Below are 14,729 nucleotides of genomic sequence, written 5' to 3' on the forward strand. Positions count from 1 at the left end.
TCCTGGTGCTGGGGCCGCCGGGTAATGCGCTGCTCACCTCTGCCGGTCTCTTTCCTTGCTCTCCAGAATGCGAGCGATGCGGGCAGCCGTCGTCGCGGCACGCTTGGGCGTGATGTCCTCGATATCCGTGAGGATGAGGTGACCGCCGTCGGGCAGCTCAATCTCCTCACGGTGGATCACGGACTCGTCCAGACCGTCACCCGATCCGGCGTCCTCGCGGGCTTCCGGCGGCTTCTGGGCGCGCGCGAACTCGCGGAGCATCGCGTCCTTGGTAGCACTCACCCGCTCAGGGCTCCGTTTGTAGCCCGGTTGCAGCGCGCCCGCGGCAGCCAGCATCTGACGGGTGGCCTCATCGTGAGGTATGGGTCCGCCATCGAGCGCCCGCTCCAAGCTCTCGCTCTGGTCAGCGCGTCGAGACATGCGCCCTCGCCTCTCGTGTCTTAGCCCGCGTTCCGACAACTCTGCTCCTGGCCACTGCCGCCGTCAGCAGCTCCTCGACCAACTGGGAAGACGACTCCCCGACCGGCATGACCTCGGCGAGCCTGCGCAGTGACCGTACCGTCAATGTACGGACAGCGCCGTCCGACTTTCCCATGATCTGCGCAGTCTGCCCCGGACTCAGTCCGTCGAAGAACCGCAGGATCAAGACCTGCCGTTGCTGGGGCCGCAGTTTCTGCAGGTGAGATGCAACAGCTTGGGCCAGTACACGCCTTTCGGCGTACTCTTCCGGACTCTGGTCAAAGCGCGGCCGGTCGAGTTCGAGGTGATCGGAGTACAGCGCTTCCGACGGGCGTCGCTGCATGGAGCGCAGGTAGTCGAGCGCGGTGTTCTTCGTGATCGTGCGCAGCCAGCCCAACAGGTTCGTGCCCGGTCGGTACTTGCTGACGTTCTGGGCGACCTTCAGCCAAACTTCCTGGCTCAGGTCCTCCGCGACGTGCCCGTCGCGGATGTAGAACCGCACCCAGTGGTACACGGTGTCGTTGAGCTCGTCATATAACGCCGCGATGGCGTCGGCTCCGTCCTCCCCGCCTGCTGCGGCGCGTGCGACGAGAGCCTCCAGAACGTCGGTCACGGCGTGATGTCCCCCCCAAGCCGGTGCTGCGGATGTCAGCTACAGCGCCGCGCTCGGGCGTACCTCCACAGTCTCCCCACCAATGGAAGATCACGTTCCGATGCGGCGCTGAGGCAGCATAACCAATCCTTCACGGACTCCATCGAACAGGTCAGCGATTCCTCGCAACGCTCTGGCGCCCATGGTTCGGACAGGCGCTGGGAGAGCAACGCGGTGCCACAAGATCCGGAGCGCGAGCACGAGCGGCCATGCTCCGTCCCATGGCGCGGCTTTCGTCGACGGAACCACCAGCGGGCAACGGTTTGTGCGCCCAGGGCCGTCGATGAGGTCGCCAACGTTCAAGGCCTCAGCCGCCGGCCCGACCAACGCCAGCCAACGATGACGCCACCCGCCGGACCGACTTCGTCGTACGGCAGGCGCGCTGGACTCACCCGGGTGTAACAGATTCGGCCGATCCACGTACTTGTCGGTGCCGGCCTGGACGCAACCGGCTCCATCCGGACGGATCGGTCCGCCCGGGGGCACCTACGAATGAACAAGGACGGATATGCCTCGCGGTGGTTCAAATGTGTTGCTGAGTTTCGAGACGATTGCCGAACGCATGGAAGTCCCAAAGCGCACCGTGCTCGACAACTACAGGAGTTGGGACATCCCTGTCATACGCATCAGCGATCGAATTCTCCGCGTGCGGGAGCGCGATTTCGAGGCATGGCTGGATGCACGTGCGGAATGAATTTCGGGCGCTGGCACTCGAGTTATTCCCGTGCGTACAGGGCGTCACGTCGACGACACCGCCCCTCTGGTGACGGCTTGACGAGTCATGGCTACGCCTACGTAAAGTCCAACTCCCCTGGCCAGGGAGTACCGACAACCGACCGCGATCACGAGAGGCGTCCCGTGGCACGCAAGCCCACTGTCTACAAGCGCTGCGACTGCTCCGATCAGAACAGGCCCAAGAAGGTGGGCGGATGCCCCCATAGCTGGTCCTACAACCGCACGAGCGACGAAGGCAACCGCACGCGCGCGGCGATTCCCGAGTCAGTTGGCCTAACTCAGGCACAGGCTCAGGCCATTCTCGACGGCATGGCCCCAGGTGTGGCTCCCGAACCCGTCGAAACGAACCTCACCTTTCGCCAGTGGGCAGCCGACTGGCTCAGTAGACGCCGGGCGAAGGAGGTCAGCGTCCAGGCCTACGAGTCGGCCATCCGCGTACACCTCAATCCCCGCTGGGGCAGCAAACGCCTACGGACCATCAAGAAGGCCCAGGTCGAAGCCTGGGTTCTGGAGATGGAAGCCAACAAGACCATCGCCAACTCCACGGCGGAGGGTCACTGGAAGGTCTTCAAGATGGTCATCAAGGATGCCCTCCAGAACGGAAAGATCGCCTCGAACCCCACCTACGAGGTCGATGGACCCTACGTCGAAGAGTCGGCCTCGTACGTCTTCAGCGCGGACGAGTGCTGGGCGATCTACGACGCGTTCCCAGAGCAGTACCGCGCCATCCCCATGCTCGGCTTCGCCTGCGGCCTCCGACAGGCGGAGGCACTCGCCGTGTGCGACGAGGTGATCGACACAGACAGAAAGCTACTCACCGTTCGTCGCCAGGTACTCAGAACCAAGGAAACGAACTACAGACCCACCATCGTGGACCGACTCAAGACGAGCCCGCGGCTCAGTACGAAGGACGTGCCGATCCCTCCGTACCTCCAGGGCGCCTTGGACGAGCACATGGAGCGGCTCCCGCCACGGCCCGCAAAGAACGTCCTGTGGGAGCACAAGAAGACGATGGCCGACTGTGAGCGCGGCTCGGTACGAGCGCTCTTTTGGTCGCGCCGCATGAACCTCGTCTGCCGGAACCACTTCAACGACGACGCGTGGAAGCCGACGCTTCTCAAGCTGGGCATCAAGGACGAGGAGGGAAACCTTCCGACCTTCCACGACCTCAGACACACCTTCATCTCCACATGCCTGCAGAACGGAATCCCAGAGCACACCGTGGCCGCGTGGGTGGGCGACTCCGTCGAGGAGCTGCGCCGTACGTACAGCCACCTCTTGAGGGACCACGCCGACACCCACGGCGCGATAGCCGCCGACCTGACTGCACGGCCGAAGCTGGCCCTCGTACGCGACGCGGCGTAACGACTGGAGCAATGGCGATGGCCTGCGGATCGTGCGATCCGCAGGCCATCGCCATTGCTCCAAACTGCGAAGGGATGTGCATGCCTTCGAAAACCTCGACCGCCAGGTGCCGGGCCAGTTCGGTCAGCTCCCCGATCGCCTCGCCCCACGCTCCCCACGAAGCGGGATTGTCGAAGAGGTACAAGCTCACGAGGCTTCGCGCTCTGCCCTGGCATTGCGGCCGGACCATTCGAATCACGCAGGGCAGAGGCCGCTTGCCGCAGGTCAGAACCCGGCGCTGCCAATCTCCACCCTCGCGGCCCATGGCTACTTTCATGGCTACGTACGTAGCCGTGCGACCCCGTTTGAACCGGTGCGGAACGGGGTTTGATCAAGTCTTCTGACCCACAAAAAATGGCTGCTGACCAGCATGTTCACTGATCAAAGGCCCCTAGGGGCAGACGAGTCGGGCTGTACGCCGGGTTCTGTCGCCCGGGTTCCTCGCGGAGCCCGGGGAGACGGCCATCCATCTAGGGCCGGCGTTGCCGCCGGCCTCGTGCGGTCTACCCGCGGACTCGGGCGGGCAGCCCTCGAACGTCCGCGCAGAAACACCGGGGTGTTTCCTTTTGACCTTGCTCCGGGTGGGGTTTACCTAGCTGCCCAGGTCGCCCTGGGCACTGGTGGTCTCTTACACCACCGTTTCACCCTTACCCAGCGCCGAAGCGCTGGGCGGTCTGTTTTCTGTGGCACTGTCCCGCGGGTCACCCCGGGTGGCCGTTAGCCATCACCCTGCCCTGTGGAGCCCGGACGTTCCTCGGGAAGTGTCCCGTCAGGGTCACTCCACGCGGCCGTCCGCCCGGCTCGTCTGCCGTGTCGACCATGCTACCGGGCGTGTGCCTTTGCCCGGACCGCCAGGACCGGCAGGACCGGCAGGCACGGCAGGCACGGCAGGCCCGGCGGCCGTCGCCAGTACCGAGCCCGCCAGGATGAGGGTGAAGGCGACCGCGATCCCGGCTGTGAAGGGTTCGTCCAGGAACGCGGCTCCCGCGGCCACCGCCACCGCCGGGTTGACGTACGTGAAGACCGTCGCCCGGGTAGGGCCGACCTCCTTGATCAGTTCCAGGAAGGCGACGAACGCGAGCGCCGTGCAGATCACGCCCAGTCCCGCGAGGGCCGTGAGGACCGACGCAGAGGGCGTCTCGCTCGCCCGGGTCACTGCCGCCGCCGGCGCATAGACCAAGGCCGCCAGGGCCAGGCAGGGGGCTGTCAGCTGGAGCGTCGGAACGTCCTTCAGCCACCGGGCGGCGATCAAGGGCGCCGTCGCATAGCCCACCACCGTCAGGAACACCTCCGCCAGGGAACGGGCGTCGCCGCCGGTCAGGTGGGGGACGGTGAGTACGGCGACGCCGGCCAGGCCCAGCACCAGGCCGCTCACCCGCCGTGCCCCCAGGCGTTCCGTGTCGCCGAAGAAACGGGCCGTGACCACTCCGACGATCGGGACGCCCGCGATCAGCAGACCGGCTGTCGAGCTGGACAGGTGGCGTTCGGCGTCGGTGAGGGTGAACCAGGGGCCGATGATCTCGATGCACGCGAAGCCCAGCATCGGCAGCCAGTGGGTGCGGACGGTCCGGATCAGTCCGCCGCCGCGTATCGCGAAGGGGAGCAGGATGGCGGCGCCCAGGGCACAGCAGGCCGGACTCCAGGAGTCCGCGGGCCCGGGTCACCCGGTACTGGGCGAGCCAGGCGTACGGCGGTATCCCCATCGTCGTACGGAAGGCGCGCAGGAGTTGGTAGCGGGACAGGCCCAGGTCGGCGGCGAGGTCGGCGAGGGAGGGGGGTGCCAGGAGGTCGTCGGCGAGACGGTCGCGTACGGCGTGGGCGATACGGTCCGCGCCGGGGATCGTATCGCCGGCCGGGCGGGCAGTGGAGTGGCGCCGGGTCAGCGCCGTGAGCAGCCACGGCAGGCGGGACTCCGCCTCCAACGGGTCGGGGCACGCGCTGAGTTCGGCGTGGGCGCAGCTGAGGGCGGCGGCCAGTTCGGGGTCGTCGACGAGCGGCTCGCGGAAGTACGGGTGACCGCCGAGGGCGCCGTCGGCGAGGAGGGCGGGATCTGGGTACAGGGCACGGTAGGCGTAGCCGTCGGACGCGGCGGGGCCGCCGGTGTGCATCTCCCCGGGGGCGAGTACGACGATGGCGCCCGGGCCGGGCCGGAGGCGGCCGCCCCGGTAGTCGATGACCTCGGAGCCGTCCACGCACACCCCGATGCTGAACTCGTCGTGTGCGTGGGAGGCGTAGACGTGCCGGTCGAAGCGGGCGGTGAGGAGGTCGAGGGGCGGTCCGCAGCGGCCGAGGCGGGCCCTGGTCCACCGGGCCTGTTCCCGTGCTCTCATCGTCGTCCCCCTGACGTCCTCGAATCCTCGGGGATGCAACGCTTTCAGGTCCCGGTTTCATGCCGTGCGGCGCGGCTCAGAGGAAGTCGCTCGTGTCCAGGTCGAAGGCGAAGGGCTCGGGGAGGGCGAGGGGCTTGCCGAAGGGGAGGGTGCAGTGCTGGCGGTATTCGTCCTTCTGCGGGTCACTGAACAGCGTGATCGAGGAGTCGTCGCGGTCGACGAGCAGATAGAGGGGGACGCCTCCGCGGGCGTAGCAATGGCGCTTGGCCTCGCGGTCGGCCACCGGCTTGGTGGAGGTCACCTCGATGACCATGGCGACGCCCTCGCACGGCATCCAAGCGTCGGCGCCCCGGAAGAGCAGCAGGTGCGCGGGCGCGAAGGTGACGTCCGGAATCGCATGGTTCTTCGGGCAGGCGCCCCCGCTCTTCAGCCTCAGGCCCTTGTTCCCGGAGAAGTCCATGTCGGTCCCGGACCGCCGGATCACCTGCTTGGCGATCCGGCTGATGTAGTCCTCGTGATCCCCGTCCGGCAGCGGCGTCACAACGATCTCCCCCTCGACCAGCTCCGCCCGGAATCCCTCCGGGGTGTGCAGGGCGAGGAAGCCGCGCGCTCGTGCCGCTGTCGGATCGCGCTGCGTGAGCCGCATCCGCAGCCGTTCCCCCAGCGGCAGCCGCTCTCCAGTCCGGCGGGGCCGTGCAGTGCAGTGCAGTGCGGTGCGGTGCAGTGCAGTGCGGTGCGGTGCGGTGCGGTGCGGCGGAGGGCCGGGGCGGGGTGGTGGCACGCCGCCGTACGCTGTCCGGAGCTCAATCGAAGGAGATCGATCCCGTGCTTGTCCTGCTGCCGCCCTCCGAAGGCAAGGCCTCGTCCGGACGCGGCGCCCCGCTGAAGCTGGAGTCGCTGGCGTTGCCGGAGCTGACCGAGGCGCGTGCGGCGGTGATCGAGGAGCTGGTGGAGCTGTGCGCCGCCGACGAGGACAAGGCGCGCGAGGTGCTCGGGCTGAGCGAGGGGCTGCGGGGCGAGGTCGCGAAGAACACGGAGCTGCGGACGGCCGGCGCGCGGCCCGCCGGCGAGATCTACACGGGGGTGCTGTACGACGCCCTCGACCTGGCGTCCCTGGAGACGGCGGCGAAGCGGCGCGCCGGCCGGTCCCTGCTGGTCTTCTCGGGGCTGTGGGGCGCGGTCCGGGTCACCGACCGGATCCCCTCCTACCGTTGCTCGATGGGCGTGAAGCTGCCCGGTCTCGGCGCGCTGGGCGCGCACTGGCGTACGCCGATGGCGTCGGCGCTGCCGGAGGCGGCCGGGGGCGGGCTGGTGCTGGACCTGCGGTCCTCCGCGTACGCGGCCGCGTGGAAGCCGATGGGTGAGGTCGCCGGGCGGACGGCGACGGTACGGGTGCTGCACGCGCCGACCCGGAAGGTCGTCAGCCACTTCAACAAGGCGACGAAGGGGAAGATCGTCCGCAGTCTGCTGTCCGCCGGGGCCGCTCCGAAGGGCCCGGCGGAGCTGGTGGAGGCGCTGCGGGACCTCGGGTACGTGGTGGAGGTGGCGCCGCCGGTGACGGCGGGGGCGGTGTGGGCGCTGGACGTGCTGGTGGCCGAGGTCCATTGAACCTCGCTCGACGTCGCTGAACCCGCTCGACCTCGCACAACCGGCCTGTTGCAGCATGCGCAACACCCTTTGCGTATGTTGCTGCTCCAGGGCACGATGAGGCCATGCCCGCCTCCGTGCCTTCCTCGCCCCCGTCGTCCACGCCCGCGTCCGCGTCCGGGTCCGTATCCGAGTCCGGGTCCGGGTCCGGGTCCGGGTCTCTGCTGGATCTCGCGCCCGTCATCCCTGTCGTGGTCGTCGAAGACGCCGCCGACGCCGTACCGCTCGCCCGCGCGCTGGTCGCCGGCGGGCTCCCCGCGATCGAGGTGACCCTGCGGACGCCCGCCGCGCTCGACGCGGCCCGGGCGATCGTCGCGGAGGTGCCGGACGCCGTGGTCGGCGTGGGCACCGTGATCACGCCGGCGCAGGTGACCGAGGCCGTGGCGGCCGGGGCGCGTTTCCTGGTCAGCCCGGGCTGGACGGACGTACTGCTCGATGCCATGCGGGAGTCGGGGGTGCCGTTCCTGCCGGGGGTGTCGACGACGTCCGAGGTGGTGGCGCTGCTGGAGCGCGGGGTGCGGGAGATGAAGTTCTTCCCGGCCGAGGCGGCGGGCGGCACGGCGTATCTGAAGGCGCTGGCCGGCCCCTTGCCGCAGGCGCGGTTCTGCCCGACCGGCGGGGTCGGCCCGGGAAACGCGCCGGAGTATCTGGCGCTGCCCAACGTCGGGTGCGTGGGCGGGACGTGGATGCTCCCCCAGGACGCGATCGAGGCGCGGGACTGGGCGCGGGTCGAGGCGCTGGCCCGGGAGGCGGCAGGGCTCAGGGACGGTTCACGGACGCAGGTGTGACGTGTCGTTGAGGAGCCGGACGCTCGCGTTGCCGTCGGCGTAGTACGCGACCACCGACAGGGAGGCCGCCGACAGTTCCATGCGGAACAGGGACTCGGGCGGGGCGCCGAGGGCGAGCCGTACGAAGGTCTTGATCGGCGTGACGTGGGTGACCAGCAGTACCGTACGGCCCCCGTGGGCCGCGACCAGCCGGTCCCGGGTGGCGGCGATCCGGGCGGCGGTCGCCACGAAGCTCTCACCGCCGCCGGTGGGTTCGGCGTCCGGGTCGGCCAGCCAGGTGTTCAGGTCGTCCGGGTGACGCTCGCGCACCTCGCCGAAGGTCAGCCCTTCCCAGGCCCCGAAGTCGGTCTCCCGCAGTCCGTCGTCGATCGTGACGTCGAGTCCGAGCCGGGCGGCGACCATCCCGGCGGTCTCGCGGGTACGGGCGAGAGGCGAGGCGACGATGCCCTGGACGGTGCCCTGTCGGGCCAGCGCCTCACCGGCCCGCCGGGCCTGCTCGCGCCCGGTGTCGGAGAGCGACGGATCGCTGCCCCCGCTCCCGGAGAACCGCTTCTGCGGCGTGAGCGGCGTTTCCCCGTGCCGAAGGAGTACGAAAGTCGCGGGCGGTCCCATGTCGGCGGGAGCCCACCCGGGGGCGGCCACGGTCCGCGCGGCACGGACATCGGCCCCGGCTTTGGCCCCGGTCTTGGTCCCGGTCTTGGTCCCGGCTTCGGTCCCGGCTTCGGTCCCGGTCTTGGTCCCGGTCTTGGCCCCGTCCTTGGCGGCTCCTCCCCCGGCAGACTCCGCCACACCCACGGAGCCGTAGCCCGCGGGCCCCGGGTTGCCCCGGGACCCGCCGTCGGCCTCGACAATGAACTCCCGCACCGCAGCAGCCCCTACAGGCCGGACTCGGACGTGCGCACCAGGATCCGGCCGCAGTTCTCGCAGCGCACCACCGTGTTGGACGCGGCCGCGCGGACCTCGTTGAAGTCGGTGATCGACAGTTCCTGGCGGCAGCCCTGGCAGGTGCGCTGGTACAGCTTGGCCGCGCCGACGCCGCCCACCTGCTGGCGCAGCTTGTCGTAGAGCTTGAGCAGGTCGGCCGGGATCGTGGCGGAGACGACCTCGCGCTCCTTGGTCACCGTGGCCGTCTCGCCGTCCAGCGACTCGGTGGCCGCGTCCCGGCGGGCGGTCGCGTCGTCGATCTTCGACTGGACGGAGGCGACCCGCTCGGTCAGCTCGGCGGCCCGCTCCTGCGCGGACTCGCGGCGCTCCATGACCTCCAGGACGATGTCCTCCAGGTCACCCTGCCGCTTGGCGAGGGAGACGATCTCGCGCTGGAGGTTCTCCAGGTCCTTCGGGGAGGTGACCGCGCCGGAGTCCAGGCGCTGCTGGTCGCGGACGGCACGCTGACGCACCTGGTCGACGTCCTGCTCCGCCTTGATCTGCTCGCGGGCGGTGTCGCTCTCCTCGGTCTGCGCGGCCACGAGCAGGTCGCGCAGCTGCGTGAGGTCCTTGGCCAGCGACTCGATCTCGGCGTGCTCGGGCAGCGACCGGAGCTTGTGCGCGATCTGCTGGAGACGGACGTCGAGGTCCTGGACGTCGAGGAGGCGGATCTGGTCGGCGGGCTCGGCGTTCAGTTGGGGGCTCCCAGTGGGTCGGAGTCAGAGGGGGCGCGCGAAGCGCTCCTCGGAGGGGTGGTGGCGGGTGACGGGTGGGCGGAGGACGCCGCGTGGGCGGTCCAGGGGTCGGTGACCGTCTTGGAGACGTGGACCCTCAGGTCCCATCCCTTCCGGTCGGAGATCTCGTCGAGCTGGGCGGCGGCCAGTTCACACCAGGGCCACTCGGTGGCCCAGTGCGCCGCGTCGATCAGCGCGAGGGGACGGCCGGCGTCAGCCGCCATGAACTCCGCGGCCGGGTGGTGGCGCAGGTCCGCGGTGAGGAAGGCGTCGACGCCGGCCGCGCGGACCTGGTCGAAGAGGCTGTCGCCGGAGCCTCCGCTGACGGCGACCGTGCGGACGGTGGCCTCCGGGTCGCCGGCCACGCGGATGCCCTGCGCGGTCGCGGGCAGGCGTTCGGCGGCACGGGCCGCGAAGTCCCTCAGCGGCAACGGATGGTCCAGCTCGCAGACGCGGCCCAGGCCCCGGCGGCCGGACGGATCGGTCGGGTCCGGCACCAGCGGCCGTACGACACGAAGGTCGAGCGCGCCCGCGAGGGCGTCGGAGACGCCCGGGTCCGCGGTGTCCGCGTTGGTGTGGGCCACGTGCAGCGCGATGTCGTTCTTGATCAGGGTGTGCACCACACGGCCCTTGAAGGTGGAGGCCGCGACCGTCGTCGTACCGCGCAGGTAGAGGGGGTGGTGGGTGACCAGCAGATCGGCGCCCAGCTTCACCGCCTCGTCCACGGTCTCCTGGACCGGGTCGACGGCGAACAGGACCCGTGTGACCTCCTGGCCGGGGTCGCCCACGACGGTGCCGACCGCGTCCCAGGACTCGGCCCGCTCGGCGGGCCACAGGTTCTCCAGAGCGGCGATGACTTCAGGCAGACGGGGCACGGGGCTAGGCTACCTGGCTGTTCTCTTTCGCTGAACCGGTGCCGCTCTCCCTACTGAACCGGTACCGCCTTCCCTACTGAACCGGCGCTGCTCTGCCCCTGAACCGGGGCCGCTCTCCGGCGCTGAACCGGGGCGGCCGCTCTCCGGCGCTGAACCGGGGCCGCCGCCGGTGCCCCCGCCCAGCACACTCGCCCCGACCTCCTCAGGCGAATCGTTCCTGGGCCATCCCTTTGTGTGAAGTGACCGCCCGTCGGTCCCGCGTCCGTGCGTACGAAAACTAGCTTCTTCGCCGGAGGTGACCGAACAATGACGGTTTGTGCGGCCGAGCCCGCCATGGCGGACGAAGACGGACGGACCCCGCAGGCAGGGTGCGCGATCACATTCGACGGCTGCTACGCCGCCCGCCTCGCCCGCAGCGGCGGCTCCCTGTTCCCGGAGCGCTGGACCCTGGACGGCCCCGAGCCGTACGCGGTACCGCTGCCCGGCAACCAGCCGGAGGAGCCCGGAACCGAGGTGCAGCCGATGGGCGACGGCCGGGTGCTCATCCGGCGGCTGACGGACGGGCGGCACACCTTCTCGCTGCTGTACCCGACCGGCCCGGACACCGGTGAGCTGCCGCTCGGCGCGGTCGAGTGCCCGGACGAGGGCACCCGGCTGCGGCTGCTGCCGCCCGCGCCGGGCGGTGCCACCGCGTACGCCCTCGCCGTCGGCCGGCGGTCCAGCGCGGTGTGGCAGGTGGCGGGCGGTGCCTTCGGGCCGGAGCACCTCGCGGAGGTGCCGGGCCGCTGCTCGGGCGGGGTGTGGCTGGACGGCACGGGACGGATGCTGGCGCTGGACCGGGAGATCGGGGGCCGGACGAAGACGGTCGTGGTGGACCTGGAGCGCGCCGGTGAGGTCTCGCCGCTGCTGCAGATCGCGGCGGACAGCGATGACCGGCTGCTGCTCGCCGACCCGGACAGCGGACTGCTGCTGATCCGCTCGGACGCGCCCTCGCCGGGGCGGGAACGGCTCGGCTGGGGCGTGCTGGGCAGCACGCTGCCGGTGCGTTTCCCCGAGTGCCTGCGAGTGGACGGCTGCACGGTCACGCCGTTCGCGATCCAGCCGGGGCAGATCCTGGCGCCGGAGAGCTGCGCGGTGGCGCTCAGGATCGACGCTCCCCTGGGCGGCTGGATCGGCGTGTGGCGACCCGCGGCCCGGCAGATCCAACACCTTCGGGCGCCCGAGGGGTGGCTGGCGGGGGCCGGCCGCTGGACCGAGGACGAGGTGCTCCACCTGCCGTACGCCACGGCCGAGGCGCCCTGCGGACTCGCACGGGTGTATGCCCCTTCGGGAGAGACAGGAGATAGGGGTGAGACGGGGGAGACGGCGGAGACGGTGGAGACCGGGGGAACAGGGGGCGCGGGCGCGGCGGGGGGAACAGCGTGGGCGAGAACCGTGGGCGCGAGGGCCGTGGGCGCGAGGGCCGTGGGGTTTGGAGCCGCGGGGGCGGGAGGCCCGGTGGGCGGTGGTCCGGAGGAGCCGGTCGAGGGTGGCGGTACGGCCGTACGGACGGGGTCGGGGGGTTACTTCCCGGAGTGGGGCGAACCCTCACCACCGGAACCTCCGGCCCCGGTCGCACCCCGCCCTGTGCCCTTGCAGCAGGCGCCGTTGGGACGTCTTGTAACGAACTAGTGCCAGTTGGCGTGGCCGCCTGGATCCGGTCCGTGGGGGGCTGGATAAACTCGCCCGGCTGTAAGAAGGATCATGTTGACGGGGTGAGTTACTTCCGATGAACGACGCCAGCACGAACCAGCCGACCGCCGACGTCCAGGATTCCACGGGACACGGCAAACACCGGGGTCCGGTCGCGGACCACGACGGCGAGAGGGCGGCCAGCGGCCGTCACCGCAAACCGGCCGAGCAGGCCGAGTCGGCGGCCTGAACGGCACCCGGCCCCGCCCCTCGTCGAAGGGGCGGGGCCGGTTTGTGTCCACTCTCGTTCGAGGCCTGCTTTCGAGGCGAAGCCTGCTCGCGAGGTTTGCTCCCGAGGCCTACTCCCGTTTGAGGCCCAGCACTTCGGCCGCCGCGAAGGTCTCGCCGTCCGGGCGTCCCGCATAGTGCGGGGTGAGCAGGGCGTCCAGCTCGTCGTAGCTGAAGGTGTCCTGCTTGCTGTCGAACTTCGCGGCCACGCGCGGTCGTTCGACGACCGCCACCATTCCGCCGTGGACGACGAGCAGTTGTCCGTTGACGCGGGCCGCGGCGGGCGAGGCCAGGTAGCCGACGAGCGGGGCGACATGCTCGGGGGCGAGCGGGTCGAGTCCGTCATCGGGGCGGGCGAGGCCGTTGAAGACGTCCTCGGTCATCCGGGTGCGGGCGCGCGGGCAGATGACGTTGGTCGTCACGCCGTACTTGGCGAGCGCGAGGGCCGTCGACGTGGTGAGCCCGACGATTCCGCCTTTCGCCGCCGCATAGTTGGGCTGTCCGGCCGATCCGGCGAGAAACGCCTCCGAGGAGGTGTTCACGATCCGCCCGTACACCGGCCCGCCGGTCGCCTTGGACCGCTCCCGCCAGTGTGCCGCGGCGAAGTGGGTGGTGTTGAAGTGGCCCTTGAGGTGGACCCGGATCACCGCGTCCCATTCGTTCTCGGTCATGGAGAAGACCATGCGGTCGCGCAGGATGCCCGCGTTGTTGACCAGGATGTCCAGCTTCCCGAACTCCGCGACCGTCAACTCGGTCAGTTGGCGGGCTTGGTGGAAGTCGGCGACGTCCCCGGTGTGGGCCAGGGCCGTTCCGCCCGCGGCGCGGATCTCCGCGGCGACCTGTTCGGCGGGCGCGGTGGAGGCCTCGCCCGAGCCGTCCCGGCCGGGCTGCCCGTAGTCGTTGACGACGACGGCGGCGCCGAGCCGGGCCAGTTCCAGCGCCTCGGCCCGGCCGAGCCCGCGTCCGGCGCCGGTGACGATCGCGGAGAGCCCCTCCAGTGGCAGCGGCGGTGGCGGTGACGGTGACAGCGACATGCCGGCCTCAGATCTCGATGCAGGTACGGAGGGAGGCCCCCGTGCGCATCTGGTCGAGGGCCTCGTTGATCTCGGCCAGCGGCACCCGGTGGGTGATCAGGCCGGCCAGATCGACGCGGCCCGCCCGCCACAGGGCGATGGTCCGCTCGTAGGAACGCAGGACGTCGCCGCCGCCGTACATGGACGGCAGGATCCGCTTCTCGTCGAAGAACAGCTCGAACATGTTGAGCTGGAGGAAGTCGTCCATGGCGCCCGCGCCGACCACGACGAGCGTGCCGCCGCGCCGGGTGTTGTCGTATGCCGTCCGGGCGGTGGCGGCCTTGCCGACGACCTCGAAGACGTAGTCGAAGCCCTCGCCGGCGGTGACCTGTTGCTTGGTGGCGGGCAGCTCGTCCGGTGAGACGGCCCTGGTGGCCCCGAACGTGAGGGCGGCCTCGCGCCGTGCGGCGACCGGGTCGACGGCGACGATCTCGGCGGCGCCCTTGAGCCGCGCCCCCTGGATGGCGGAGATGCCGACCCCGCCGCAGCCGATGACGGCGACCGACGAACCGGCCTCCACGTCCGCGGTGTTGAGCGCGGCGCCCAGCCCGGTCGTCACCCCGCAGCCGATGAGGGCGGCGATGTCGAAGGGCACGTCGTCGGGGATCGGCACCGCGCAGCCGGCGTCGACGACGACCTCCTCGGTGAAGGTGCCGGTGCCCGCGAAGCCGAAGAGGTCCCCGCCGGGGCGCTTGAAGTTGGGGGTGCCCGCGTTCATGAACCCGGCCAGGCACAGTTCGGTCTGCCCCCGCTTGCAGGCGGGACACGTCCCGCAGGCCGGCAGCCAGCACACGACCACCCGGTCGCCGGCCTTCAAGTGGCCGACGCCTTCGCCGACTTCGAGGATCTCGCCCGCGCCCTCGTGCCCCGGCACGAAGGGGGCCGGCTGGGGCAGGACGCCGTTCATCGCGGACAGGTCCGAGTGGCACAGCCCGGTGGCCCGCACCCGGATCCGCACCTTGCCGGGGCCGAAGCCCACCGCCTCGACGTCGTCGAGGATCTCCAGCTTGTCCTGGCCGATCTCGTGCAGTACGGCTGCGCGCATGGTGCGGCTCCCCTCGGAAAGCTCAACGGTTCAGCGGCTCAACGGTTCAACGACTCAAACACTTTCGACGACTCAAGGCTCGATGGATCGACGGCGCTCGATGG

General features: G+C 70.4%; 13 protein-coding genes, 1 other RNA gene and 2 pseudogenes. 6 read left to right on the forward strand and 10 right to left on the reverse strand.

The features are described from left to right. Positions 1 to 33 precede the first annotated feature (33 nt). Together M2271_RS32335 and M2271_RS32340 are read right to left on the reverse strand one after the other, a co-directional pair. Positions 34 to 282: a hypothetical protein gene (locus M2271_RS32335; RefSeq protein WP_280890956.1), complete on the reverse strand. Its 249-nt coding sequence runs from the start codon at positions 280 to 282 to the stop codon at positions 34 to 36. A 121-nt stretch (positions 283 to 403) separates the two neighbouring features. Beyond that, positions 404 to 1,072 carry a sigma-70 family RNA polymerase sigma factor gene (locus M2271_RS32340; protein WP_280890957.1) on the reverse strand — a complete coding sequence of 223 codons (669 nt, stop codon included), beginning with the start codon at positions 1,070 to 1,072 and terminating at the stop codon, positions 404 to 406. 568 nt (positions 1,073 to 1,640) lie between these two features. Between M2271_RS32340 and M2271_RS32345 the strand changes: the two genes are divergently transcribed. Beyond that, complete coding sequence (locus M2271_RS32345) at positions 1,641 to 1,805, forward strand: hypothetical protein (RefSeq protein ID WP_280890958.1); 165 nt, start codon at positions 1,641 to 1,643, stop codon at positions 1,803 to 1,805. Between the two features lie 164 nt (positions 1,806 to 1,969). Next, positions 1,970 to 3,211, forward strand: coding sequence for a tyrosine-type recombinase/integrase (locus M2271_RS32350; protein WP_280890959.1), 1,242 nt, complete (start codon positions 1,970 to 1,972; stop codon positions 3,209 to 3,211). Positions 3,212 to 3,648: 437 nt separating this feature from the next. Here M2271_RS32350 and rnpB read toward each other — a convergent pair. The 3 genes and pseudogenes from rnpB to M2271_RS32365 form a co-directional block, all read right to left on the reverse strand. Then, an RNA gene (rnpB, locus tag M2271_RS32355) (RNase P RNA component class A) lies at positions 3,649 to 4,054 on the reverse strand. 824 nt (positions 4,055 to 4,878) lie between these two features. Then, positions 4,879 to 5,580: pseudogene (locus tag M2271_RS32360) on the reverse strand (AraC family transcriptional regulator); the annotation flags it as partial. Positions 5,581 to 5,656: 76 nt separating this feature from the next. Continuing rightward, on the reverse strand, positions 5,657 to 6,226 hold the full coding sequence (locus tag M2271_RS32365) for a Uma2 family endonuclease (RefSeq protein WP_280890960.1): 570 nt from the start codon (positions 6,224 to 6,226) through the stop codon (positions 5,657 to 5,659). Positions 6,227 to 6,405: 179 nt separating this feature from the next. On the opposite strand from M2271_RS32365, the gene yaaA reads away from it, so the two are divergent. Both yaaA and M2271_RS32375 read left to right on the forward strand, forming a co-directional pair. Further along, entirely contained in the window at positions 6,406 to 7,188 is a 783-nt protein-coding gene (yaaA, locus tag M2271_RS32370) for a peroxide stress protein YaaA (protein WP_280890961.1), read from the forward strand. A 104-nt stretch (positions 7,189 to 7,292) separates the two neighbouring features. Beyond that, positions 7,293 to 8,015 (forward strand): bifunctional 4-hydroxy-2-oxoglutarate aldolase/2-dehydro-3-deoxy-phosphogluconate aldolase, encoded by a 723-nt coding sequence (locus M2271_RS32375; protein ID WP_280890962.1) that lies wholly within the window; start codon positions 7,293 to 7,295, stop codon positions 8,013 to 8,015. Here M2271_RS32375 and M2271_RS32380 read toward each other — a convergent pair. From M2271_RS32380 to M2271_RS32390, 3 genes and pseudogenes are all read right to left on the reverse strand, one after another. After that, positions 7,998 to 8,654: pseudogene (locus M2271_RS32380) on the reverse strand (histidine phosphatase family protein); the annotation flags it as partial. The gene M2271_RS32375 and the pseudogene M2271_RS32380 sit on opposite strands and share 18 nt — an antisense overlap. Positions 8,655 to 8,890: 236 nt before the next feature. Then, positions 8,891 to 9,634 (reverse strand): C4-type zinc ribbon domain-containing protein, encoded by a 744-nt coding sequence (locus M2271_RS32385; protein ID WP_348539208.1) that lies wholly within the window; start codon positions 9,632 to 9,634, stop codon positions 8,891 to 8,893. After that, positions 9,631 to 10,548, reverse strand: a complete 918-nt coding sequence (locus M2271_RS32390; RefSeq protein ID WP_280890964.1) for a Nif3-like dinuclear metal center hexameric protein — start codon at positions 10,546 to 10,548, stop codon at positions 9,631 to 9,633. Before M2271_RS32390 ends, M2271_RS32385 begins: the two co-directional genes overlap by 4 nt. Positions 10,549 to 10,854: 306 nt before the next feature. On the opposite strand from M2271_RS32390, the gene M2271_RS32395 reads away from it, so the two are divergent. Then, positions 10,855 to 12,219: a hypothetical protein gene (locus M2271_RS32395; protein WP_280890965.1), complete on the forward strand. Its 1,365-nt coding sequence runs from the start codon at positions 10,855 to 10,857 to the stop codon at positions 12,217 to 12,219. 97 nt (positions 12,220 to 12,316) lie between these two features. Continuing rightward, on the forward strand, positions 12,317 to 12,469 hold the full coding sequence (locus M2271_RS32400) for a hypothetical protein (RefSeq protein ID WP_280890966.1): 153 nt from the start codon (positions 12,317 to 12,319) through the stop codon (positions 12,467 to 12,469). Between the two features lie 109 nt (positions 12,470 to 12,578). On the opposite strand, the gene M2271_RS32405 is transcribed toward M2271_RS32400, so the two are convergent. Continuing rightward, positions 12,579 to 13,541 (reverse strand): 3-oxoacyl-ACP reductase, encoded by a 963-nt coding sequence (locus tag M2271_RS32405; protein ID WP_280890967.1) that lies wholly within the window; start codon positions 13,539 to 13,541, stop codon positions 12,579 to 12,581. A 7-nt stretch (positions 13,542 to 13,548) separates the two neighbouring features. Next, complete coding sequence (locus tag M2271_RS32410; protein ID WP_280890968.1) at positions 13,549 to 14,625, reverse strand: Zn-dependent alcohol dehydrogenase; 1,077 nt, start codon at positions 14,623 to 14,625, stop codon at positions 13,549 to 13,551. Between the last annotated feature and the right edge of the window lie 104 nt (positions 14,626 to 14,729).

The organism is Streptomyces sp. LBL (genome assembly GCF_029893585.1).
In the GTDB taxonomy this organism is placed as follows: domain Bacteria; phylum Actinomycetota; class Actinomycetes; order Streptomycetales; family Streptomycetaceae; genus Streptomyces.

Bases quoted from the DNA above. Each gene is read 5' to 3' on its own strand.
- M2271_RS32400 (WP_280890966.1), top strand. From the start codon at position 12,317: ATGAACGACGCCAGCACGAACCAGCCGACCGCCGACGTCCAGGATTCC.
- M2271_RS32375 (WP_280890962.1), top strand. From the start codon at position 7,293: ATGCCCGCCTCCGTGCCTTCCTCGCCCCCGTCGTCCACGCCCGCGTCC.
- M2271_RS32410 (WP_280890968.1), bottom strand. From the start codon at position 14,625: ATGCGCGCAGCCGTACTGCACGAGATCGGCCAGGACAAGCTGGAGATC.
- M2271_RS32395 (WP_280890965.1), top strand. From the start codon at position 10,855: ATGACGGTTTGTGCGGCCGAGCCCGCCATGGCGGACGAAGACGGACGG.
- M2271_RS32365 (WP_280890960.1), bottom strand. From the start codon at position 6,226: ATGCGGCTCACGCAGCGCGATCCGACAGCGGCACGAGCGCGCGGCTTC.
- M2271_RS32405 (WP_280890967.1), bottom strand. From the start codon at position 13,541: ATGTCGCTGTCACCGTCACCGCCACCGCCGCTGCCACTGGAGGGGCTC.